General features: G+C 70.2%; 20 protein-coding genes. 6 read left to right on the top strand and 14 right to left on the bottom strand.

The genetic code is table 11. The features are described 5' to 3' along the window. Window positions 1–13 precede the first annotated feature (13 nt). The 5 genes from HNR07_RS09175 to HNR07_RS09155 form a co-directional block, all read right to left on the bottom strand. Window positions 14–712 (bottom strand): hypothetical protein, encoded by a 699-nt coding sequence (locus HNR07_RS09175; protein WP_184364351.1) that lies wholly within the window; start codon window positions 710–712, stop codon window positions 14–16. Then, on the bottom strand, window positions 712–1155 hold the full coding sequence (locus tag HNR07_RS09170; RefSeq protein ID WP_184364349.1) for a hypothetical protein: 444 nt from the start codon (window positions 1153–1155) through the stop codon (window positions 712–714). The genes HNR07_RS09175 and HNR07_RS09170 overlap by 1 nt, the downstream gene beginning before the upstream one ends. A gap of 254 nt (window positions 1156–1409) precedes the next feature. Continuing rightward, complete coding sequence (locus HNR07_RS09165; RefSeq protein ID WP_184364347.1) at window positions 1410–2192, bottom strand: DUF4097 family beta strand repeat-containing protein; 783 nt, start codon at window positions 2190–2192, stop codon at window positions 1410–1412. A gap of 158 nt (window positions 2193–2350) precedes the next feature. Then, window positions 2351–3256, bottom strand: coding sequence for a glycoside hydrolase family 16 protein (locus tag HNR07_RS09160; RefSeq protein WP_184364345.1), 906 nt, complete (start codon window positions 3254–3256; stop codon window positions 2351–2353). A 311-nt stretch (window positions 3257–3567) separates the two neighbouring features. Continuing rightward, complete coding sequence (locus HNR07_RS09155) at window positions 3568–4398, bottom strand: class I SAM-dependent methyltransferase (protein ID WP_184364343.1); 831 nt, start codon at window positions 4396–4398, stop codon at window positions 3568–3570. A gap of 192 nt (window positions 4399–4590) precedes the next feature. On the opposite strand from HNR07_RS09155, the gene HNR07_RS09150 reads away from it, so the two are divergent. Continuing rightward, entirely contained in the window at window positions 4591–5421 is an 831-nt protein-coding gene (locus tag HNR07_RS09150; RefSeq protein WP_184364341.1) for an alpha/beta hydrolase family protein, read from the top strand. Between the two features lie 15 nt (window positions 5422–5436). Continuing rightward, entirely contained in the window at window positions 5437–6009 is a 573-nt protein-coding gene (locus HNR07_RS09145; protein ID WP_184364339.1) for a hypothetical protein, read from the top strand. 163 nt (window positions 6010–6172) lie between these two features. Here HNR07_RS09145 and HNR07_RS09140 read toward each other — a convergent pair whose 3' ends face one another. Beyond that, a complete protein-coding gene (locus tag HNR07_RS09140) occupies window positions 6173–6925 on the bottom strand; it encodes a class I SAM-dependent methyltransferase (RefSeq protein ID WP_184364336.1) in 753 nt (250 codons plus the stop codon). 58 nt (window positions 6926–6983) lie between these two features. Further along, on the bottom strand, window positions 6984–8027 hold the full coding sequence (locus tag HNR07_RS09135; protein ID WP_184364335.1) for an MFS transporter: 1044 nt from the start codon (window positions 8025–8027) through the stop codon (window positions 6984–6986). Between the two features lie 282 nt (window positions 8028–8309). Between HNR07_RS09135 and HNR07_RS09130 the strand changes: the two genes are divergently transcribed. From HNR07_RS09130 to HNR07_RS09120, 3 genes are all read left to right on the top strand, one after another. After that, a complete protein-coding gene (locus tag HNR07_RS09130; RefSeq protein WP_184364333.1) occupies window positions 8310–8705 on the top strand; it encodes an ArsR/SmtB family transcription factor in 396 nt (131 codons plus the stop codon). Then, window positions 8702–10621 carry a heavy metal translocating P-type ATPase gene (locus tag HNR07_RS09125; protein WP_184364331.1) on the top strand — a complete coding sequence of 640 codons (1920 nt, stop codon included), beginning with the start codon at window positions 8702–8704 and terminating at the stop codon, window positions 10619–10621. The genes HNR07_RS09130 and HNR07_RS09125 overlap by 4 nt, the downstream gene beginning before the upstream one ends. Window positions 10622–11140: 519 nt before the next feature. Beyond that, the gene (locus tag HNR07_RS09120; protein WP_184364329.1) at window positions 11141–12196 is read left to right on the top strand and encodes a S41 family peptidase; all 1056 of its coding nucleotides are present in this window, start codon (window positions 11141–11143) and stop codon (window positions 12194–12196) included. Window positions 12197–12242: 46 nt separating this feature from the next. On the opposite strand, the gene HNR07_RS09115 is transcribed toward HNR07_RS09120, so the two are convergent. Together HNR07_RS09115 and HNR07_RS09110 are read right to left on the bottom strand one after the other, a co-directional pair. Next, the gene (locus tag HNR07_RS09115) at window positions 12243–13088 is read right to left on the bottom strand and encodes an alpha/beta fold hydrolase (protein ID WP_184364327.1); all 846 of its coding nucleotides are present in this window, start codon (window positions 13086–13088) and stop codon (window positions 12243–12245) included. Window positions 13089–13149: 61 nt separating this feature from the next. Then, complete coding sequence (locus tag HNR07_RS09110) at window positions 13150–13719, bottom strand: TetR/AcrR family transcriptional regulator (protein ID WP_184364325.1); 570 nt, start codon at window positions 13717–13719, stop codon at window positions 13150–13152. A gap of 190 nt (window positions 13720–13909) precedes the next feature. Here HNR07_RS09110 and HNR07_RS09105 point away from each other — a divergent pair, with 190 nt between their 5' ends. Beyond that, complete coding sequence (locus HNR07_RS09105; protein ID WP_184364323.1) at window positions 13910–14230, top strand: hypothetical protein; 321 nt, start codon at window positions 13910–13912, stop codon at window positions 14228–14230. Between the two features lie 270 nt (window positions 14231–14500). Here HNR07_RS09105 and HNR07_RS34835 read toward each other — a convergent pair whose 3' ends face one another. The 5 genes from HNR07_RS34835 to aztC all read right to left on the bottom strand — a co-directional run bounded on the left by HNR07_RS34835 (window position 14501) and on the right by aztC (window position 18889). Then, a complete protein-coding gene (locus HNR07_RS34835) occupies window positions 14501–14770 on the bottom strand; it encodes a hypothetical protein (RefSeq protein WP_184373089.1) in 270 nt (89 codons plus the stop codon). After that, on the bottom strand, window positions 14697–15842 hold the full coding sequence (locus tag HNR07_RS09095; protein WP_184364321.1) for a hypothetical protein: 1146 nt from the start codon (window positions 15840–15842) through the stop codon (window positions 14697–14699). Before HNR07_RS09095 ends, HNR07_RS34835 begins: the two co-directional genes overlap by 74 nt. A 210-nt stretch (window positions 15843–16052) precedes the next feature. Then, entirely contained in the window at window positions 16053–16208 is a 156-nt protein-coding gene (locus HNR07_RS09090) for a hypothetical protein (RefSeq protein WP_184364319.1), read from the bottom strand. Between the two features lie 503 nt (window positions 16209–16711). Then, window positions 16712–17899, bottom strand: coding sequence for a zinc metallochaperone AztD (gene aztD / locus HNR07_RS09085; protein WP_184364317.1), 1188 nt, complete (start codon window positions 17897–17899; stop codon window positions 16712–16714). Window positions 17900–17956: 57 nt separating this feature from the next. After that, a complete protein-coding gene (aztC, locus tag HNR07_RS09080) occupies window positions 17957–18889 on the bottom strand; it encodes a zinc ABC transporter substrate-binding protein AztC (protein ID WP_184364315.1) in 933 nt (310 codons plus the stop codon). Window positions 18890–18893 lie beyond the last annotated feature (4 nt).

Here is an 18893-nt window from a genome sequence, read left to right as displayed (position 1 = left end):
GGGAAGCGCGCGGTTACTCCGGGGGCTCGGGGGCGCGGTGCCGACCGGGGCGCTTGGGCGGTGCGGGCGGCGGTTGCTGTTGCGGGAACGCTTCCTGGGGCCTTGTGGAACCCTGTGGTCCGTGCGGCGTCTGGGGGACCTGCGGTACCTGGGGATACGGGTACTGCTGAGGCTGCGGCCCCGACCGCGGGTGCGGTGGCGGGCCCGCCTGCCGCTGGGGGTCGCCGTGGGGCGGCCGGCTCGGTGGCGGGGGTCCCTGGGGTCGGGGTCCTCGGTGCTGGTCTCCGGACGTCTGTGCCTGGTGCGGGCCGGGCCGGTACGGGTGCGGCCCTGCGGGGCCCGGGCCGGTCTGCTCGTTCGCGGTGCGGGAGCGGGGCAGCGCGATCAGCAACAGGACGACGACGGCGACCACCAACAGGCCGTTCGCGTAGTACCAGGCGGGCTGGAGGACTTCGTAGTTGAAGGCCTGGACGGGGGACAGCTCGGGCGGGGTCTCACCGGGGACGGCGAGGATCGGGGGATAGGTGAGCATGATGGTCCGCACGGTCGCGGACCAGATCGCGTAGAGGAGCATCAGCGCGGCCGCGGTCAGCAGGACCCCGCGTGCCCGGGGCACCCTGCGTGCGCGCGCCAGGATCAGCACGCCCGTGACCGCGAAGAACAGCGCCAGGGCGAGGTCCAGAACCGTGAAGAAGATCGAGGGAAGCGCCATCAGTGAGTCCCTCCGTGCGGTCCGCGCTGGTGGGGGTGGTGACCCGCGGGGTAACCCCGGCCACTGTGTTGCCCGGGATACCCGGGAGGTCCGGGGTGGCCGGGATGACCCGGACGGGGCTGCGGCGGCCGGTGTTCGTGCGCGGGCTTGCGCGGGCCTCGGGTGGCGGCCAGCCCCAGGAGCAGCACTCCGGTCGCGGTGAGCGCCGTCCCCACGTGGCCCAGGACGAAAACGACGTCGTACAGGCCCGCCGAGAACAGGGGGCCGCTGAGCCCGCCGTACACGAACACGTCCGAGAGCGGTCCGAGGACGATCAGGATCAGGCCGGTGATCGCGGTGCCCCTGGGCCGGGGGAACCGTCCGACGAGGCAGAGCCCGAGCACACCCGCCAGGAGGGGCAGGACGATCAGGGCCAGGTCCAGGCCGGTGTTGTCGGGGGACATTCGAGCTCCCGTCGGGGGGCGGTCAACCGGTCGGCGCTGCGGGGCGAAGCAGCACGGTCGGGTCGAACACGGGTACGCGCCGAGAGTCTAGGGCAACACCCGTCCCGATCCCAGGGAATCACCCTGTGCAGAGGTGGCCGGACCCGGCCGTCTTCCCACCGGTGTTCCGTTCCGGGGCCCTCTTGGCCCGCCCGTTCCCCGTGGCGGGGATGCCCGGCACGAAGCGGCTCCGGCGGGCTCGGTCCGGGCCCGGGTCAGCTGGTCGGGACCAGGGTGATGGTCCCGTTGTCGGTCCGGGCGGTGACGGTGCTGGTGCTGGTGTCGTCCGAGGGGAGCTCGTTGACCACCTCGCCGTCGTCGAACGTCTCGAAGACCGCGTAGGGGCCGCCCGGCAGTGCGAGCGTCGCCGCGCCGTTGTTGGTGCTGACCTCCACCTCCGCGGGCGCCTCGCTGAAGACGGCGTCGATGGTGCCGTTGTCGGTGGCCGCGCTCAGGCTCTCCGAACCGATCCCGGACAGGTTCATGTCGCCGTTGCCGGAGGTGAGGGTGAGCGGGCCGGTGACATCGGAGACGGCGACGGTGCCGTTTCCGGAGCGGACTTCGGCCGGTGCGCTGAACCCGGACACGGAGACGTCGCCGTTGTCGGTCTCCACCGACAGCGCGGTGTCGGCCGGGACGAAGACCTCGTAGCGGACCCGGCAGTCGGAGAAGGTGCCGCAGTCCATCTTCAGCTCGAGGGTGTCACCGGTCAGTTCCCAGTCTCCGCCCGCGTTGCCCGTTTCCTCGCGGACCACCCGGATCTGCTCCGCCTCGTGGGGGACGATCTCCAGGTCGGCGTCGTCGACCTCCACGATGAGCAGCTCGGGCACGTCGCCGTAGGTCTTCTCCTCGGCCCCCGCCTCGGATCCGGCCAGGTCGGCGCTCTGACCGCACCCGGCGAGCAGGGCCAGAGCCAGGAGCGTTCCACCGGCGGCGAGCAGACGGCGCCGCGCCTCCTCGCGGGGGACGCGCGGTGTCGGTTCCGGCTGCCTGTCCATGACGTGAACCTAACATCGCCGTAGGTATCGGATGCCGAAGGGCGTCGGAAAAGAGGCGGTCGCGTGGAGGAGCGGGGGCGAAACGGGGCCCTCGGTGGATCCGAGGGCCCCGTCGAGGTAGGGAGAGTAGGGCTCCGTCAGGGGCCCAGAGGGAAGAGTCACTCCATGTCGTACACGCGCACGTAGTCCACGACCATCTCCTGCGGGAACTGGGTGGTCTCGTCCGGGTAACCGGGCCACTGACCGCCCACCGCGACGTTCAGGATCATGAAGAACTCCTGGTTGAACACCCAGTCACCGCCCACGTCGGCGGGAGTGATCGTGTTGTAGGCGACACCGTCGACCGACCAGGTGATGGAGTCAGGCGCCCAGTCCACGGCGTACACGTGGAAGTCGTCCGGGAAGGCTCCGCCGTCGGGGTGGTCGTAGGAGGCGCCCACGCCCCCGCCGCCGGAGTACCCGGGACCGTGCACGGTGCCGTGGACGGTCCCGGGCTCGCTGCCGATGAGCTCCATGACGTCGATCTCGCCCGAGTCCGGCCACGGGGTGTCCGGGAAGTCGGTGCCGAGCATCCAGAAGGCGGGCCAGACCCCCTGCCCGGTCGGCAGCTTGATCCGGGCCTCGACCCGGCCGTAGGCGTGTTCGATGTTGTTCTGGGTGGTCATCCGAGCGGAGGTGTAGCCGCCGTCGGCTTCCTGCCGGGCGGTGATGACGAGGTTGCCTTCGCCGTCCAGAGCGGAGTTGTCGCGGCCGGCGGTGTAGTTCTGCAGCTCCTCGTTGCCCCAGCCGTGGTCGCCGGTCTCGTGATTCCAGTTCGCGGGGTCGGGGGCGTCGCCCGCCGCGCCGTCGAACTCGTCGGACCACACGAGCGTGGCCTGCGAGGTTTCGGTGGAGGTCAGTTCGCTGTTGTCGGTCACGTCGCTTCCGCTCCAGGCCAGGGTGGTCGCGGTGAGCGCCGCCGCAGCTCCCAGGCCGACGGCCGCGGTGACCGTGCGGCGGGTGCGGCGGGAGGCGTGGGCGCTCGTCCCGCCCGGTCTTTCGCTCGTGGCGGTTCGGTCGCTCATGATCGTGCTCCAAGGGGTAGGGGGTGCGGGAGGTGGGCCCCGGGCACGCGCGGGTCAGCGGGTCACGCGCGGTCCTGCGGGGTTCCGAGCACCCTGCTGAATGAGTGTTAAGCGACTGTACGATCGCGCTCCGTGTTCCAACAAGGGGTTTCGGGAAGAATTTGGGAACGCTCCCATAAGTGGAATCGGGTACCGGAGTGACAGGTGTGACAGTGGTGGTGGCTGAAGGGGTATCGAACGCGGCGGGGCCGGAAGGCGGGGACGTCGAAGCGTCCGCCGTCCCACCGGCCCCGGGGGCATGACTGCCGTGATCAGGGCTTGCTCGCGCGTAGGGAGTACATCAGCGGGATGCGGGCGTGTGTGTCCGGGAAGCGGTAGTAGCCGTCTCCGGAACGCTCGAAGGACTCGAACCGCGGGTAGAGCGAGGCGTCGTGCTCGTGCAGGAAGTCCAACCGCAGCCCCGCCGCGGCCAGCGCGGAGACCACCGCGCCGAGCGGGTGCTGCCACTCCACGCTGCGGTTGTGGACGGTCTTCGCCCCCAGCTCCGCGTACGTGCCGGACTCCTCGCTCACATGGGCGTCCCGGGTGAAGTAGTCGCACACGACCCGGGTTCCGGTCTGGTCGTCGAGGATGTCGGTGAGCGGGTGGAACTCCGCCAGGTACAGGAAACCGCCCGGGGCCACCAACGAGGCCGCGGTCCGCGCCCAGCGCTCGATGTCGGGTAGCCAGCACAGCGCACCGGTACCGGTGTAGACGATGTCGTACGTCGGCTCGGGGACCGCTGAGGGTGCGTCGTACACGTCGGCCTCGACGAACACGGCCCGCTCGGGCCCGAGCCCGATCTCGGCTGCGAGCTCCCGGGCCTTCTCCACGGCCGGGCCGGAGAAGTCCAGGCCGACCACGCGCGCGGCACCGTGGTTGCGCGCCCACGACATCGTGTCCAGCCCGATGTGGCACTGGAGGTGCAGCAGCGACTTTCCGGTCACGTCACCGAGCTCGGCGACCTCGAAGTCGCGCAGCGCGTCCGCTCCGGCGCGGAACCCTCCCAGGTCGTAGAAGTCGCTCGCGACGTGCAGGGGGACCCGCTCGTCCCAGTGGGCCCGGTTGGCCTCGTGCCAGTCCGGCGGGGTGGATGTGCTCATAGCGGACCAAATTACCAGCAGGGTCGGTCCGGAGCCCTCGGGGTTTTCGCCCGACGGTCGGGTGTATGCGCTTTGGCAGATGCCCCGGCCCGGAACGGCTGCCTACGTTGGCCTGCTCCGATCCACCGAGCCGAAGGTGTCGCGATGCCGCGTGCAGTGCCAGACCGCCCGAACGGCCTTTCAACCGCCCCTGTGCCCCGGCGACGCAACCGCACCACATCCCTGGCCGGAGCGGCCCTCGCTGCCGTCCTGCTGGCCGGATGCGCCGCGGCCCCCGCAGGGGCGGCCGGGGGTGACACCGGCGACGCCGGCACGGTCAGCGCGGTCACCGACAGCGGATCCGAGGGCGGCGCCGGGATCGAGTGGCGTGAGTGCACCGAGGCCGAACTCCTACCACCGCCCATGGAGGGCCACGGGCCGCCCGAGATCGAGATCCCCGAGGAGATGCGGTGCGCCGAGGTCGCCATCCCCGTCGACCACGACAACCCCGAAGGGCGCACCACCAGCCTCCAGGTCGGGACCCTGCCGCACACCGGTGGGGGCCAGAGCCGAGGAACGGTCCTGTACGTGGCCGGTGGCCCCGGCGGCGCCGGGATTCCCGACCTCTCCCAGGAACTGGAGACCGTTGCCGACCTACGGGAACACTTCGACGTCGTCGCCTGGAGCCCGCGCAGGGTGTCGGGCGCGACCGTCGACCTCCTGCCCCACGACGTGTGCGGCTACCAGGGCCCCGGCTTCGTCGACGCCGGTACCCGGGAGGAGTTCGACGAGCTTGTGGCCGCGCACCGGGCCGTCATGGACCAGTGCCGCGACCGGGACCCGGAGCTGTTCGACAGCATGGACACCCTCCGGCACGTGGGGGACATGGAGCCCATCCGGGTCGCGCTGGGCGAGGAGACGCTGAACTTGTACGCGCAGTCCCACGGCGGGGTGCGCGCGACCGCCTACGCCGACCTGCACACGGAACGGCTGGAGTCGGTGGTCCTCGACAGCATCGTGGACAACGTCTCCGACCCCGAGTAGCAGGAGATCGCGTTCATGACCGCGATGGAGTCCCAGTTCGCGGCGTTCGGACAGTGGTGCGCGGACAACGGGGAGTGCGCGCTGCACGGCCAGGACGTGGCGCAGCTGTGGCAGGAACTGCTCGTGCGGGCCGCCGAGGAGCCGCTCCCCGCGGACGGAGTCAGCTACGGGCGCGCCGAGCTTTCCCTGATGGGCGGGTCCCTGGCCCGGAACGAGTTCTCCTGGGAGTGGCTCGCCGAGGCGATCGGCTCCGCCCTGGAGAACGGCGACGCCATCCGGTTCCAGGAGATCACCGGCGAGATCTTCTACATGCCCAACCTCGTGGCCGCGGACGTCCGCGCGGACGGGCGGCCCTTCGACGGCTTCGCGGGCTACCAGGAATACACCGAGTTCACGGTGGGCCTCTCCGAGAACCCCGGCCACGGCCGGGGCTGCAGTACCTGCCCTGCGCGGCCTGGCCGCACGAGGGCGTCAACCCACCAGGCCCGATCGGCACCGAGGGGCTGCCGCCGTTCCTGTTCCTCGCCCCGGAACTGGAGTTCCCCTACTCCACCGCTACTTCGTGGACGGGGTCCTGCCCGAGCATGACGTCTTCTGCGAAACGGACTAGCTGCCCCCTGACCCCGGTGCGGCCCGGTAGCTTCAACGGGCAGGGTTCGCATGCCACGGCCGCAGGGTGAGGGGCCCGCGGCCGTGGCCGAACCCACCGGCGCCTGTGCCGTGCCGATCGGACAACCGCGGACAGTCGCGCTCACACCTCCAGGGTGGTCACCAGGTAGCCGACCGGGATCCGGAACTCGCTCCCGTTCTCTTGCCCTGCTGCGCGGACGAGGTCGACGAGCTGGGCGCGGGCCCGCGGCCAACGGTCTCCCATGGCGTGCGCGCCGCGGATGATGGGTGCGCTGTGACGGTGCATCAGATCGACGAACCGCTCCGGTGAGGCCACGGTCATGGTGAAGACCTGTTCGGTGACCTTCGTGTCCGGGCCGGTGACGGAAACGATGTCCTCCCGGGTCTCGTGCCAGGGCTCGGGTGCGTCGGGGAAGTAGGGCGCCAGGGTCTGGCGGATCCGGCCGAACAGGCCGGTACCCGACCAGCTCGTGAACACGATCCGTCCGCCCGGGCGGGTCAGCCGTCGTGCCTCGGTCAGGGCGACCTGCGGTTCGGCGGCGAAGATGAGCCCGAATGTCGAGGTCACCAGGTCCGCTGACCCCGAGGGCCAGGGGACGGAGGCCATGTCGGCCTCGAGCCAGGTGACGTCGACGCCCGCTGTGCGGGCACGGTGCCGTGCCACCTCCAGCAGGGGCCGCGCGACGTCGACGCCCACCACGGAGCGCGCCTGGTGCCGGGCCGCCGCGATAGCGGTCGCGCCAGTGCCCGTGGCGAGGTCGATGACGTCGTGCCCCCGAGCGGGGAGAGCGGCGGCGAGCTCGCGTCCGGGGGCGCTCCACAGGTCTCCGACGACGGCGTAGTCGCCGGTCGACCAGAACTGGGCGGGGTCCATGTTCGTTTACTCCTTCTCCGGGCGCTCACGGCCGCCCGGTGGTGAATCCGTTCTCCGCTCACCGGTAGGTGAGGGAAGGGTCGGCGAAGACGGCGCCTGGGCCGTGTCGTCCGGGAGAGGGGCGCTCGCGCTGGCCTGGTCCGCGCTCGTTACCCCGATCGCCGCGCCTGCACCGGCGGTTGTCCGGGAACACGGCGCAGACGGGGTGCAGGAGGACGAACGCGAAGACGGCGAGCATGGTGATGCCGCCGGTGAGGATCGGCAAGGGCGGCCACAGGCTGTACAGAGCGGTACTCGCGGTCGGGAGCGCCCCGCCGGTGACCACACCGGTGGTGGAGGCATCGAGACCGAAACGGTCCTGCGCGATGAACCCGGTGATCACCTGGATGAAACCGAGCGCGGTGAACATGCCGAACCCGGCGACGAGGAACGGCCACAGGCGCGGATCGGCCGCTCTTACCGGAACCGGAGCCTCGATGGGCGTCGCCCTGGGTTCGCTCCTGAGGACCACCGCCGCGAGGAACAGGCCCGCGGCCACAAGGACGGGGACGGCGGTCAGGGAGACCATCACACCGAACCCGGCGAGTACACCGCCGATGAGGGAACCACCGATCATGGACAGTCCCTGGGCGGAACCGATTCGCGCCATGCCTGAGACACGGCTCTGCTCGTCGTGGGTGACGTCGGCGACGTAGCCCTGTGCGGTGGGGACGGCCGCTGAGATCGCGAGACCGAAAAGCGCACCGCGCAGGAGCACGAACAGCGCGAACAGCGCGGTTCCGGTCAGGACTCCGGACATGCCCAGGTGTGCGACGAGGACGAACAGCACCATGGCGGTCAGGGCGATGAGCATGGAGGCGACCAGTACTGGTTTGCGGCCCCGGGTCTGTGACCGTCGCCCCCACGGGGCCGAGGTGAGGACGAGCATCAGTGCGGCAGTGCTGATGGTGACGCCGATCTGCCATTCGGACAGGCCCACCTCGCGTGCCAGCGGGGCGATGATCGGGTTGAGCGTCATCTGACCGAGGTGGATGACGAACACGACCGTCACCACGACGGAGACCTGGCGTGTGTGCGAGCCGTGTGCGCCGGAACCGCTCATGGCGTGTCCTCCTCGCTCGGACGCGGATTTCACCGGTGTCGACCGCAAGAGACCGGCCGCGGTGACCGCCCCGAGCGAGCTCGGTGCCGAGAGACGTCTAATGATAACGGTTATCATTTTAGTGAGAATGGTGTTCTCGCCGCAAACGCGCGCGGTCGGCCCGGGGGGTGTCCGCGTCCACCCCGGGGTGGCTGTCCCGGTGGCGGGTGCGGTGATGTCGGGCGGCGGGCGTGAAGCAGGCGGGGGATTGTCTCGCGATGTGCTTATCTATAGAATCTGCGCATGAACGCAGATACGCATCCATGCAGTCTCGACGAGAACAGCCCCTACGTCGAGTACGCGGTGGAGATCCTCTCCCTCCTGGCCGACGCCACCCGGGTCCGCATCATCCTCGCCCTGCGCGGCGGTGAACTGTCGGTCAACGAACTGGCCGACCGACTCGGCAAACCCGGCCCCTCGGTCTCCCAGCACCTGGCCAAACTCCGCATCGGCCGCGTCGTGGCCTGCCGCCGCGAGGGCAACCGGATGTACTACAGCCTGGCCAACGAACACGCGCGCAAGCTGGTCGCCGACGCCGTCTTCCAGGCCGAGCACGCCCTGGAAGTCGAACCCGCCCACCACCGCGCCCGCATCGCGGCCCCGCGGCCCACCGACCAGAGCTCGGACGGTCGCGCGTGACCCTCACCTCGGGCCCCGTGGACCTCTCCGCCCAACACCCCCGGGCCCGCACTCCGTCACTGTTCGCCACCGGCATCCGGCTCGCCGAGGTACGTTGGGCCGCCGCCGCGCTGGCCCTGTTCCTGGTCGGCTGGGCCGCCCAGATCCTGGGCGCCCCGGCCTGGGTGTGGTGGACCCTCTACCTGACCTGCTACGTCACCGGGGGCTGGGACTCGGCCCTGTCCGGGCTGCGCGCCCTGAAGGAGCGCACCCTGGACGTGGACCTGCTGATGATCGTCGCCGCCATCGCCGCGGCCTCCATCGGCCAGGTCTTCGACGGCGCCCTGCTCATCGTCATCTTCGCCACCTCCGGCGCCCTGGAGGCCGTGGTCACCCAGCGCACCGCCGATTCGGTCAGCGCACTGCTCGACCTGGCACCCGAACGCGCCGTACGGCTCGACATCACCGCGGGCGCCCAGCACGAAGAGGTCGTGGAAACCTCCCAGCTGCGAGTCGGCGACACCATCCTGGTACGCCCCGGCGAGCGGGTGGGCGCCGACGGCACCGTCGTCCACGGACTGAGCGAGGTCGACCAGCAGGCCGTCACCGGAGAATCCGTCCCGGTTCCCCGTGGTGTGGGGGAGGAAGTCCTCTCCGGCACCGTCAACGGCACCGGGGCCCTGAGAGTGCGGGTGGACCGACCGGCGGGGGAGTCGGTGATCGCCCGGATCGTCACCCTCGTCGAGGAGGCCTCGGCCACCAAGGCCAGGACCCAGCTTTTCATCGAGAAGATCGAACAGCGCTACTCGGTCCTGGTCGTCGTGGGCACGCTGCTCGTGCTCGGCATTCCCCTGCTTTTCCTGGGCCATGACTTCGAGGCGGCCCTGCTCCGCGCGATCGTCTTCATGATCGTCGCCTCCCCCTGCGCGGTGGTGCTGTCGACCATGCCGCCGCTCCTGGCCTCGATCGCCAACGCCGGACGCCACGGAGTGCTGGTCAAGTCCGCCACCGTCATGGAACAGATCGGGCGCACCGACCTGGTGGCCTTCGACAAGACCGGCACCCTCACCCGGGGCGAACCCCAGGTCACCGAGGTGCTACCGGAAACTGGTCACACCACGCACGGAGTCCTGGCCGCGGCCGCGGCGGCCGAACACGACAGCGAGCACCCGCTTGCCCGCGCCATCCGCGCCCACGCCGACCAGCACGGGGCGGCCCCGCCTTCCTCGGTGGAGGACTTCGTGTCTCTTCCCGGTGTCGGAGTGAGCGCGACCGTGGACGGGGCCCGTGTCCGAGTGGAGCGCGCTCCCGTCGACCCCGACGGACCGGCGAGCACCCAGGCACAGGTCAGCGTGGACGGTGAGCTATGGGGGCGGATCACCCTGATCGACACCCTCAGGCCCGAGTCCGCCCGCGCGGTCGAGGAGTTGGACGCGCTCACCACCCGGCCGGTGCACCTGCTCACCGGGGACAACGCCGCCACCGCCGCCCAGGTGGCCCGGGCCGTCGGCATCGACCGCGTGCACGCCGGACTGCTGCCCCAGGACAAGGCCGCACTGGTCAAGGAGCAGGAGGAGGCCGGCTCCCGGGTTCTGCTGGTGGGCGACGGGGTCAACGACGCACCGGCGATGGCAGCGGCCACCACCGGTGTGGCCATGGGCAGGCGCGGCTCGGACCTGGCACTGGACACCGCCGACGCCATCGTGGTGCGTGACGACCTGGCGACCCTGCCCCGACTGGTCGCCCTGTCCCGTCGGGCGCGCCGCTTCGTGATCGCCAACCTGTGCATCGCGGGCACCTTCATCGTGGTGCTGGTGACCTGGGACCTGGTGGCCACACTGCCGCTTGCTCTCGCGGTGGCCGGACACGAGGGGTCCACCGTCCTCGTCGCCCTCAACGGCATCCGGTTGCTGCGCGAACGCGCCTGGACACGGTGATCCCGCGTAGGCGGTCACAGCCGCGTCCAGGAAGCCGAAGGCGACGTAACCAAGCAGCGCCAACACCCCGAGCACGCTGATCGCGAGGAGCGCCGCCAGAGCAGCCCTCGCGTTGATGCCCAGGACCCCCGGATCCCCGCGGGGGTTCTTATCTGTTCGTGTACGCGGTCATATGAGCGCGCACGAGCGTGCACGAGTGAACAGAGCACACCGTTCCCGTTGGTGACGGGCGTCCCGGCCAGAGACGTCTCCCCCCACCTCGCTTGGAGGAGTTTTCCGGCTTCCCGTGCACCGCGACGTCGACGAAATGAACTTGTGCGGGTGATCAACGGATCACGGTAGTACACCGGTTCCCGTCTGGTTGTGTCAGCTCCCCCGACACCTGAGGGGAGCCAGGCGGTGCTCTGCTGTCCGCGCCCCCGGCCGGGCGCGACATACGACTTTGGACGGGGACCGGGCCCGAAGGGCCATGACTTTCGAGGGTGTCAGCGTCCGCACACGTCTCGTTACGCTTCCCCGATGAAGACGCTCGATCATGGTGAAACGCCCGATTCCGTTCGCGAGGAAAGCCCTGTCAAGCCCCGGAAGAAGCTGTGGCGCCGGGTGCTGGCGGTTCTCGCGATCGTGGTGCTCCTGCTGGGCGGAGGCGGGGTCTGGCTGGTCCACACGTGGGGTCCGCAGCTCGGCTTCTACCTGTTCCCGCCCTCGCCGCAGAGGTACGCGGACGTGGCCCTCCAACTGATGGAGCAGGGCTACTACGCCGACGGAGCGGAGTGGGAGACCGCGCGGGAACGGGTGCTGGAGACTGCCGAGGGCGCCGACAGCTACGCCGACCTCCACGACGTCCTGGCCGAGGCTGCGGATGTGGCGGGCGGTAGCCACACGTTCTTCCTGACCCCGGAGGAGGCCGAGGGCTGGGCCGACGAGTCGACCACCGAATTCCGGGCGCCGACGGTCACCGTGGACGGTGGGGTCGCGACCGTGGTGGTGCCCGAGCTCGGCAGCGTGTCCGAGGAGCTCCAGCAGCGGTACGCCGACGAGGCCACCGCGGACATCGCCGCAGCCGCTTCGGAGGTGTGCGGGTGGGTCGTCGACCTGCGTGACAACACGGGCGGCAACATGTATCCAATGCTGTCGGGGCTCTCGGCGCTGCTGCCGAACGGGGCCGCGATGCAATTCCGGATGGCCGCCGGCGCCGAGATGGGCGTGACCGTGCAGGACGACGGGGTCGGCATGAACGGCAACAGCTTCATCAGCGTCGAGGAGACGCCCAAGATCACCGGTCAGCCGATCGCCCTGCTCCAGAGCGAACGGACCGCTTCGAGCGGCGAGGCGGTCCTCACGGCTTTCCGGGGGTTGGACTCGGTGGAATCCTTCGGCGAGGACAGTGCCGGATACACCTCGGGCAACTCCGTGCACACCCTCTACGACGGCGCGGAGCTGGCCCTCACCAGCAGCGTCTACGTCGACCGCGACGGGGTGAACCTCAAGGAGGAGCCCATCCGGCCCGACCACCCCACGGAGGCGGCCGAGGAGGACGCGCGCCAGTGGCTCGCCGATGCGGACTGCGGGTGAGTCGGGGGCCGGCTCAGGGCCCGGTCGGACAGCGTGTTTCGAGTGGTCAGCGGGTGCCGAGGAGGTCCTTGAGCGCACCGGCGAACTGCGCGGGGCGTTCGACCGGGCCGAGGTGGCCGCCGGGGAATTCGGTCAGCGGCAGACCGAGCCGCGCGGCCAGGGCGGCCGCGGTCCGGTACGGGAGCTGGCCGGCTGAGTCGACGCCGACCACGGGGACGAGCTGATCGCTGTGCGCGGCGAGCACGGAGAGGCCGGGTTCGTGGGTGGTGAACGGGAGCATGATGTGTTCCAGCATGATCCCCTGGAGCTCACCGAGCCGGACGAAGAGTTCTGCCAGCTCGGGGCCGAGCGGTTCGGGCCCGGTACCGGCGTAACCGTCGCTCCAGGCTCCGACGCGTTGGAGTCGGGGAAGGTCGCTCTCGCGGCCCGGGTCGGGCCCGGGGGCGGTCACGGCGGTGGTCATGAGCTCCTGGGCTTCCTCCAGGCCCCGGTCTCGGGCGGCGGCGCGGACCGATTCCAGTGCGGCGCGGTGGCGTGCGGCGTCCGGCAGCAGATTGACCAGCGGCGGTTCGTGGACCACGGCCAGACGGACGCGGTCGGGCCGCTGGGCCAGCAGTTCGAGGGCGGTGACGGCCCCGGAGCTGAAGCCGAACACGATCGGCGGTTCCGCGAAGAGGTGGTCGATCAGTCCGAGCACGTCCTCGGCGTGGTCTCCGGGTCGCTGGTCGCCCAAGGTCTCGGGCTGCTTCGCCGAGGCCACGCGACTGGACATGGTGACGACGTCGAAGCGGTCGGCCAGGTGCGCGGCGAGCGGGTCGAGCATGCCACCGTGCCCGACCCCGCCGGGGACGAGCAGCAGCGGGGGACCGTCGCCGCGGCGGTCGTAGTCCACGGTGACGTCGTTCAGGTTCAGCGTGAGAGTGCTGGAAGGAATGGGTTGCTCCTGTTCGGGTTCAGGTCTTCGACCAGTGGGTCAGGGTGTGGTGGAGCGCGTCGATCGCACGCCGCCACGAGGCGTCCAGGTCGCGGTCGGCGGTGAATCCCCCGACCGCTTCCAGGTCGCTGAAGCCGTGGCAGGTGCTGCGTAGAAGCCGGACCGCGTCGGTGGCGTCGTCTTCGGTGAGGTCGTAGCCGCGCAGCAGCGCGTAGCAGGCCTCGATGATGCGCGGTATCCCTGTGGACTCGGCGAGCCGCTCGGGCGGCACCGGGTACCGGGTGGCGGCGTAGCGGCCCGGATGCCCGGTCGCGAACGCGCGGTAGGCGTCGGCGAAGGCCCGCAGCGCGGTGTGGCCGGACCGTCCGGCCACCGCCTGCCACAGGGTGTCCGCCCATTCGTCGTGTGCCAGCAGGGCGACGCTCTCCAGGAGGTCGGACAGGCCCCGGACGTGCGTGTACAGACTGGCGTCTCGGACACCGAACCGCTGCGCGAGCACGGCGAGGGTCAGCCGGTCGAACCCGATCTCGTCGGCGACGTCGGCGGCGGCGGACACCAGAGCGTCCCGGGTGAGTCCCACACGTGGCATAGCGATCCTAATGCTCCTAGGGTTCTTCCTAATATGCCTAGGTTCGGTGTCGAGGGCAAGGGTTTCCCGCGCGCCGCCGGCCTTGTCATTCGGGAGTGCCCGCCGGGAGGATGGGGCGCAGGACGTGTCCGTCCCGTGGGCACACCCAGGAGGGGACCTCGTTCGCCGAGTCGGCTTTCGCGGGGTGCTGGTGGCCCGGGCACGCGGGCACGGGTTCACCGCCGGTGCTTTCCCATACTTCTTCCTGAAGCTGCTCGGCGAGCATGAGGACGACCTGGTGTTCAGGCAGGGAGTCCGGAAGGCGGACCCCGGAGCCGCAGCCGCTGGGGTGCAGGGAGACAAAGGTCCGCACGCCGGACCGGATGTCTTCCGGTGCTTTTTCGGAGAGCGTGCGAAGGGTCGGTCCGGGAACAGTGCCACTGTCGAGGATCAGCGCGTTGACATCGTCGACCTCATCGACGTTGAGCGCGAAAACCCGCGGATTCCCGAGCTGGCCGAGAATGATTTCTGACCATTTCCTTACGGTGTCAGCGCTTCGTTTCATGTTCGCTCTTCGCTGTTCTGGAATTGATGGAATCGAGTGGAACGGGTCCCCTGGACGTGACCGCCGAATGCTGGAGTCGGAGGGAACCGGGTGTCGGCCCAGCGGTGCCGGATCCCCGTCGACCGGACCCCGGGCTGGCCCCCCCAGATCGGAGCAGCGCGTTTGTCCTCTCCACCCTCTGGCTCCAACGACTGTGACCTGCGGCCCTGCGGTTCGAAGGGGCAGCGGACCGGAGCCTCAGCCGCCGAGCTCCCGCTTGAGGATCTTGCCCATGCCGTTGCGGGGCAGGGAGTCCACCACGCGCAGGCGGCGGGGGCTCTTGTGCGGGGCCAGCCGGGCGGCGACCAGGTCCGCGAGTTCGGCCAGGGTTGGTGCGACCGGGAAGGTCTGGCATCCCTTGGCCAGGGCGCTGGCCGCCCCGAACGGTACGGGGTCAGCGGGGGTACAGGTCGAGGACCACGGTGCCGCTGGGATCGTGGCACTGGTCAGGCTGCCAGGCGCCGTCATCGGAGAGACGCCGCCATACGCATTCCAGGCCGTCGATCTCGATCGGTTCGGAGGGGCCCGTCTGGAAGACTGACGTGGGATCGTGGTCCTGCGACACCATCTGGTCGGCAACCGACAGGGCCTCCTCGCAGGCAAGGGTCCAGGTGTAGGTGACCACCAGCCACTCCTGCCCGTCCGCCTCGACCCGGTCGCAGTAGGGGTTGGCCAGCCGGTGTGTGCCTTCCGGCCACCAGAAGTCGTTGAGGTTCAGCCTGCTCTCCCGGTGGTTCTTCGGGACGGGCGGAACCGTCGGCTCATCCAGAACGGACAGCTCCAGCACGAACCGGGCCTCGTCGACGGTGAACTCCACCCGTTCCGGAGCCCCGGCCTCCGACAGCCACACGCGCCCGGTCCCGTCCTGGGGGCGTACGCGTCCGAAGTCCAGGTCCCAGGCGGCCATGCCTCCCGCGACCAACAGACCCTCGTGGGAGGCCGCATCGGAGTCCTCGGAACCGAGCAACTCCAGGCCCTCGTCCTCCGCCAGCGAGGACAACAGGCGGGAGAAGAGCTCCGGGCCGTAGTCATCGGCCGGGAACTGCGCGGACTTCTCCTCACCGGTGTTGCTGCGGTCCAACTCCCGGATGGTGATGGGGTCGCGCATTTCGTCATAGGTGAAGGGGCCGTCGGTGTTGGCGCCGTCCTCCTCCCGGTAGGCGATGGAGGCGCCCGGCTCGGTGTATACGAACGCACCGTCGGCGTTGGCGATCAGCGCGTAGCCCAGGTCCAGGTCGACGGGTTCGATACTGAAGACCTGTTCGGCGCCGCCCGCGTAGCGCATCTCGAACCCGATCTCGCCTTCGGGCCACAGTTGCGCGGTGACACCGTCTTCGGTGCGATCGACCGCTTCGTCGTGGCCGATCGTGTAGGAGCGTGTGGCCTCGACGTGCAGCCCCGGTGCCTCCTCGACCAGGGCCGCAGCGGTCAGAAGGTCCTCACGGGGGTCCACCGTCAGGTAGGTGTCGTAGATGACGTAGCCGCCCGCGACGGCGAGGACGGTTCCCGCGCTCGCGCCCGCGAGCGCGAGCGTCTTCACGGTGCCCCGGCCTGGCCGCTTTCGCCCCGGGGGAGGGTGGGGGCCGAAGTTGCCGGGGGCCTCGGGCTGCTCTGCGGACGGACCGGGTGACGGGCTGGAAGGGGGAGTGGCATTCATCGGATCATCTTGTTCGGGGCCGCCACCGGTGTCAAAGCACCCGATTCGCGGTAGTGATGTTCCAAAGTCCGGGTCGTGAGGTGTCAGCTCTGATCACAGGACCGCTGCGCTCAGTTCGAATCCGCTGCTGAGGTGTTCAGTGACCTGGCTCCCGGGGCCAGGTTCGGCGCGGCGTCGTCGGTGGACGACCAGCAGCAGGACCACCGACACCGTGAGCAGGATGAGCCCCCCAGGGCGACGAACGGCCATCCGGTGAAGACGGCTTCAGAGTTCACCCCGATCACCGGGGCCGTGGCCGACGTCCACCATCAGCCCAGCACCAACGGAAGCGGAACCAGAAGCAGGACCGCGATCCCGGGCAGCCGGCGCAGGTGTCCGGCGGTCAGCGCCCGGAAGGGCAGTGCGGTCGCCGCCAGGGCAGCGGCCAGGCCGACCGCGCCGACGGCGACCTCGCTCAGCGGCCAGGTACCGTTCGCGTACCCGGCCTCCGACAGGGGGAACCCGCCGTCCGCGCGGTGTTCTCCGCCGGGACGGGGGCGATTTACCAGGTCGCGGCGGGTGACCCGACCAGGAGAACCGCGACCTGCAGGGTGGGCACGGGGGAGCTGCGGCGAGGGGCTTCGGGGTGGGCGGGGCGGCACTCCTGTCGCTCATGCCCTCATACTGCCCGTACCGCGAACGGGCCGCCCGAGTACCGGCGCTCAGATGCGCGTGGGTACTCGGACGGCCCGTGGCCGGTCGCGTCCGACGTCCTAGTGGGCGACGCCGCTCAGCTCGTTGGGGGCCTCGTCCAGGGTCACCGATCCGGTGACCTCAGCGGAGGACAGGTCCACCGCGTGGATCTGCCGGGTGGCCGGGTCGCTCACGTAGGCGGTGCCGCCCCGGACGAAGAGGGCGGGACGGGGGTCCTGCCACTCCAGGGGCTCCTCCCACTCGTCCATCAGCTCGATGCTGTCGGTGATCTCGGCCGACTCGGCGTCGATGACGTGCAGGGCTCCGTCGGTGCCCAGGACCAGGGCCTCGCCGCCGGGGCCGCGGCCCAGGGAGCGGAAGGTGTAGCTGGAGGGCAGGTCGACCAGCTCCAGGCTGGCGTCGGTGGTGTCGATCAGTGCGATGCGCTCGGGACGCTCCAGCTCGGCGTCCGGGTCGGTCTTGTAGTCGCCCAGGATGATCGGTGACTGGTAGGAACCGGCCTGGTTGCCGATCCGGCCGTAGTCGTCCTCGGCGTCCACCTTGGTGAACGCGCCGTCCTGGTAGATCAGGGCCCCGTCCTGGCAACCGATCGCGATGGCCCCGCCCTGAGCGGCGCTCTCACCGTGCACGCCCGGGCAGTCCTCGCTGTGGGCGATCTCCTCCCGGTTCTCGTCCAGGACGATGGCGCCGACCCGCTCCTCTTCGTCGCCGAGGGTCACGAGGAGCTCGCCGTTCGCCAGTTCGACCGCCACACCGTGGTGGGCCTCCTCGGTGGTGTAGACGTCGAGGTCCTCAGGCAGTCCGTTGCCGAGGGCGTCGCTGTCGAAGGCGGTGACCTCGCCGGTTCCGTCGGCGAACAGGACCGTCCGGTCGTCGTGCCGCACGACGTGCCCGGGGGTGTCGGCGGTGAAGAGGGTGTCGGTCAGTTCCGCTCCCGCGGCGTCCAGGACCTGGAAGCCCTCGGAGGTGGAGACGAAGACGTGCCGGTCGTCCCCGCCGGGGTTGATCCGGTTGAAGCCCTCCAGTTCGATGTCGGCGACCACGTCGAGGGTCTCGCCGTCCAGGACGTACAGTCCGCCGTCGTAGGTGGTGACCAGGGGGTCGGTGGCGACGGTCTCGGCCGGCGCGTCCTCTCCGTCGGCGCCCGTGGAGGTCTCGTCGGATCCGGTGCCGCAGGCGGTCAGCAGTAGACCTGCGGACAGCAGCGCGGGCAGGGCCGCTCCGCGGGTGATGCGGTTGGTGCGCATACGGGTTCTCTCTTCGGGGTGGATGGTGTGCGGGGACGGGGGGTGCTCACCGCCGGGTCAGCTCGCGCCGAGCCCGGCGGTGATGGCTTCGGTGTTGGAGCGCATCATTTCCAGGTAGGTCTCGGCCCCTTCTCCCTCCGCGCTGAGGGACTCGGAGAAGAGCGGGATCACCTCGATCTCCACTCCGGCTTCCTCCGCCATGACGGTGGCCAGCCGGTCGGGCTGGGAGGAGTCGGCGAAGACGGCCGAGACACCCGCCTCGGCGACGGCGTCCGACAGCTCCTTGAGGTCGGAGGTGCTGGGCGAGGCCAGGGTGGTGCCGCTGGGGATCACCGCGCCGATGACCTCGAAGTCGTAGCGGTCGGCGAGGTAGCCGAAGACGTGGTGGTTGGTCACCAACCTGCGGTTCTCCCTGGGCAGGGCGGCGAACTCCTCTCCCATCCAGGTGTCGAGTTCGGCGACCTCGGCCGCGTAGGCCTCGGCGTTGGCGCGCACGGTGTCGGCGTCCACGCCCCCGACTTCCTCGATCACGCTCTCGGTGATCAGGTCCACGGCCATGAGCACTCGCTCCGGGTCGGTCCAGAAGTGCGGGTCGGGCTCGCCCTCGCTCTCGTCGGAGGTGTAGGGGAGGGGATCGACGCCCGCCCCGACCTCCAGCGCGGCAACACCCTCCTCCGCGGCGGCGGTGACGTTGTGCGCGACACCTTCTTCCAGCCCGAGGCCGTTGTGCACGACGAGGGAGGCGTTCTCCAGGGTCGCGGCCTCCTGGGCGGAGATGGCGAAGGAGTGCGGGTCGGTGTCGGGTTTCATCAGTACGGTGACCCGTGCTTGATCACCGACGATCCGTTCGGTGATGTCACCGAGGATGTTGGTGGTCACCACGACCCCGGTGTCCTGGCCGTCGGAGGAGCACGAGGCCAGGGTGAGGGCGAGGCCGGTGGCCACGAGGGCGGAGAGGGCGCGTTCGGCGGGTGTGGTTCGGGGGTTCATTTCG

Source organism: Nocardiopsis metallicus (genome assembly GCF_014201115.1).
Taxonomy (GTDB): domain Bacteria; phylum Actinomycetota; class Actinomycetes; order Streptosporangiales; family Streptosporangiaceae; genus Nocardiopsis; species Nocardiopsis metallicus.
The sequence above is the reverse complement of the archived record's forward strand: the minus strand, read 5'-3'. Positions and strand labels throughout refer to the sequence as shown.

Excerpts from the sequence above, each read along its gene's own strand:
- HNR07_RS09175 (WP_184364351.1), bottom strand. The coding sequence starts at position 712 with ATGGCGCTTCCCTCGATCTTCTTCACGGTTCTGGACCTCGCCCTGGCG.
- HNR07_RS09170 (WP_184364349.1), bottom strand. The coding sequence starts at position 1,155 with ATGTCCCCCGACAACACCGGCCTGGACCTGGCCCTGATCGTCCTGCCC.
- HNR07_RS09165 (WP_184364347.1), bottom strand. The coding sequence starts at position 2,192 with ATGGACAGGCAGCCGGAACCGACACCGCGCGTCCCCCGCGAGGAGGCG.
- HNR07_RS09160 (WP_184364345.1), bottom strand. The coding sequence starts at position 3,256 with ATGAGCGACCGAACCGCCACGAGCGAAAGACCGGGCGGGACGAGCGCC.
- HNR07_RS09155 (WP_184364343.1), bottom strand. The coding sequence starts at position 4,398 with ATGAGCACATCCACCCCGCCGGACTGGCACGAGGCCAACCGGGCCCAC.
- HNR07_RS09145 (WP_184364339.1), top strand. The coding sequence starts at position 5,437 with ATGACCGCGATGGAGTCCCAGTTCGCGGCGTTCGGACAGTGGTGCGCG.
- HNR07_RS09140 (WP_184364336.1), bottom strand. The coding sequence starts at position 6,925 with ATGGACCCCGCCCAGTTCTGGTCGACCGGCGACTACGCCGTCGTCGGA.
- HNR07_RS09135 (WP_184364335.1), bottom strand. The coding sequence starts at position 8,027 with ATGAGCGGTTCCGGCGCACACGGCTCGCACACACGCCAGGTCTCCGTC.
- HNR07_RS09130 (WP_184364333.1), top strand. The coding sequence starts at position 8,310 with ATGAACGCAGATACGCATCCATGCAGTCTCGACGAGAACAGCCCCTAC.
- HNR07_RS09120 (WP_184364329.1), top strand. The coding sequence starts at position 11,141 with ATGAAGACGCTCGATCATGGTGAAACGCCCGATTCCGTTCGCGAGGAA.
- HNR07_RS09110 (WP_184364325.1), bottom strand. The coding sequence starts at position 13,719 with ATGCCACGTGTGGGACTCACCCGGGACGCTCTGGTGTCCGCCGCCGCC.
- HNR07_RS34835 (WP_184373089.1), bottom strand. The coding sequence starts at position 14,770 with ATGACGGCGCCTGGCAGCCTGACCAGTGCCACGATCCCAGCGGCACCG.
- HNR07_RS09090 (WP_184364319.1), bottom strand. The coding sequence starts at position 16,208 with ATGGCCGTTCGTCGCCCTGGGGGGCTCATCCTGCTCACGGTGTCGGTG.
- aztD (WP_184364317.1), bottom strand. The coding sequence starts at position 17,899 with ATGCGCACCAACCGCATCACCCGCGGAGCGGCCCTGCCCGCGCTGCTG.
- aztC (WP_184364315.1), bottom strand. The coding sequence starts at position 18,889 with ATGAACCCCCGAACCACACCCGCCGAACGCGCCCTCTCCGCCCTCGTG.